Genomic DNA, 2,022 nt, shown 5'->3' with positions numbered 1-2,022 from the left:
GCTGGAGGCCCAAAACTTCTCCTGTAGTCACTTGGCAATGCCTTACCAGTGCTCGACTCACCGTGCGATTGTCTCCTGATGAGTCTCAGAATCGTAAAAATCGGCTGGACTAGATTTGCCCTATTTGCGTCAACTGGCACAGTGCTCAAACGCCGATGTTCCGTGAGACTCAGAGGTTACTACTACACACAGCTCAGCCGCAGAGGGTCTCTTTCTGTCAACACTTCAAGCTCTTGTACAAAATTTGGATAGTTGCGTCACCCCGCAGCTATTCAATTCGGCCAACAATCGCTAAATGTCCTGTTATTCAAGCCTTTTAGCCTATGCGTAGTTAATCTGAGCCGAAACTCTCGTTTGCAAGCTGTTTGCACTTAATCTGAGCTCAAAATCGCCTTGTTTGCGAGCATGACGATTCTTGTTTGCGAGCCACCACAAGTAACAACTATGCCTCTGTGTCTTCGCTGGCTTCAAGTTGCTGAGCAGCGTTTTCCAACTCTAGCTCTAATTGCTCTGTCGTCGGAAGGAGTTTTGGGAGCCTGTGCTCCGCCACCGCGATGGGATTACGTAGGTTGCGTGTGGCGTACTCAGCAACGGTTTTGTTTTTAGACTTGCATAGAATGAGACCGATGGTGGGTTGATCGCCAGGTTTACGAACTTGGTCATCAATGGCGGAAATGAATAGGTTCATGCGGCCAGAGTAGTCAGGCTTAAACTCATCCATTTTGAGTTCGATAATGACGAAGCAGCGTAACTCTAGGTGGTAGAACAACAGGTCGAGCACGAACTCTTCACCGCCAATTTCGATGCGGTAGTCTTTGCCCGCAAAGGCAAAGCCCACCCCCAGCTCTACTAAGAAATCGCGGATATGAGCCATTAATGCCCGCTTGAGATCTTGATGGCGAATGTTTTCATCAACCAGCAAGAAGTCCAGATGGTACGGGTCTTTGATGATTGCGTGGGCTCAGTCAGATTGAGACTGTGGCAGTGTCCGGTCAAAATTGGTCGTAGCCGTCCCTCTTTTCTGGAGATATAGTCCACTTTCAATTTGTGCCGTCAGAACGGCTCTGCTCCAGCCATGTTCTAAGCATTTGCGGGCGTACCATAGCCGTTCGGACGGCTCTTGTACCTTATCGAGCAGGACGCAATTGTGCCCCCAGGGAATTTGGGCAACAGCCTGTTGCCCAATCTCTAAATCTGGATAGGCATTCGCGAAAGTCCTCATATATTTAAGGTTTCTAGTAGAAAACCCCTTCATCTCAGAGAACTCCTGGGCTAGGTCTTTGGATAATTGGGTAATTACTTTTGCTCCCCATCCCTGTTGTTCTTGGCGGATCAGAATTTCTTGGCCAATCTGCCAGTACAGCAGAATGAGTTCTTGGTTGACAGCGATCGCCGCGCGCATTTGAGATGAGCGAATGCGGTCTTTAAGCCCTTCTAAAAGCTCCTGATAACCGTCACTAGGGACGAGATTAGATTTCGACATTGCTGCTCCTCTGACCGTACCGACTAAGACCGTGATGTATGCCGCTAGGTAGGAACTAGCGATTCCCGTTCAAGCGTTTCATCATGGACTGTGCCCGTTTGAGATTGGCAATGTACTGACGATGCTCATTTTTCTCTGCCGCCACTGATAAGATTGCCCTTTGAAGGTTGGGATTGGCCTCCAAATGCTCGAACATTGCTTCTAGAAGTACCTCGCGGCAGATTCCTTCGCTGCGACAGAGAGCATGAAGGCGATCGCTCAAACCTGTTTCTAAGCGCAAAGTGCTTTGTTTCGTATCCAAGGTCTTTACATCTTGAAGTGCAGATGTCTCGACATCCTGATATCTAGAGTCGGAGGCTTCTTCGATTTGAGGTGTCAGAGATGTGGATTCGCTGAGTTCCCTGGCTTTTTCAGGGCTTTGTACATCCGCCAGGTCAGAATCTTGGGTGTCTATAGGCTGAGAGTAATTGCTCAACCCAGTAGCCAATCAGCTTGTTGTGAGGTAAGGACGCGGGAAATCGCCTCAAAGGCAGACAACC

At 48.9% G+C, this 2,022-nt stretch carries 3 protein-coding genes; all 3 read right to left on the bottom strand.

The features are described from left to right. Positions 1-442 precede the first annotated feature (442 nt). Genes JUK32_RS28355 through JUK32_RS27285 form a run of 3 tightly spaced genes read right to left on the bottom strand, consistent with a single transcriptional unit; the run spans position 443 to position 1,958 of the window. On the bottom strand, positions 443-949 hold the full coding sequence (locus tag JUK32_RS28355; protein WP_309224458.1) for a PDDEXK nuclease domain-containing protein: 507 nt from the start codon (positions 947-949) through the stop codon (positions 443-445). 12 nt (positions 950-961) lie between these two features. Beyond that, positions 962-1,483 (bottom strand): DUF1016 N-terminal domain-containing protein, encoded by a 522-nt coding sequence (locus tag JUK32_RS28350; protein WP_309224457.1) that lies wholly within the window; start codon positions 1,481-1,483, stop codon positions 962-964. A 55-nt stretch (positions 1,484-1,538) separates the two neighbouring features. Continuing rightward, a complete protein-coding gene (locus tag JUK32_RS27285; RefSeq protein ID WP_239112173.1) occupies positions 1,539-1,958 on the bottom strand; it encodes a hypothetical protein in 420 nt (139 codons plus the stop codon). Positions 1,959-2,022 lie beyond the last annotated feature (64 nt).

The sequence above is a fragment of the Halomicronema sp. CCY15110 genome (assembly GCF_016888165.1).
In the GTDB taxonomy this organism is placed as follows: domain Bacteria; phylum Cyanobacteriota; class Cyanobacteriia; order Phormidesmidales; family Phormidesmidaceae; genus Halomicronema.
Note: the sequence above shows the minus strand (reverse complement) of the source record. Positions and strands in the feature narration are given on the sequence as shown.

Bases quoted from the DNA above. Each gene is read 5' to 3' on its own strand.
- JUK32_RS28350 (WP_309224457.1), bottom strand. From the start codon at position 1,483: ATGTCGAAATCTAATCTCGTCCCTAGTGACGGTTATCAGGAGCTTTTA.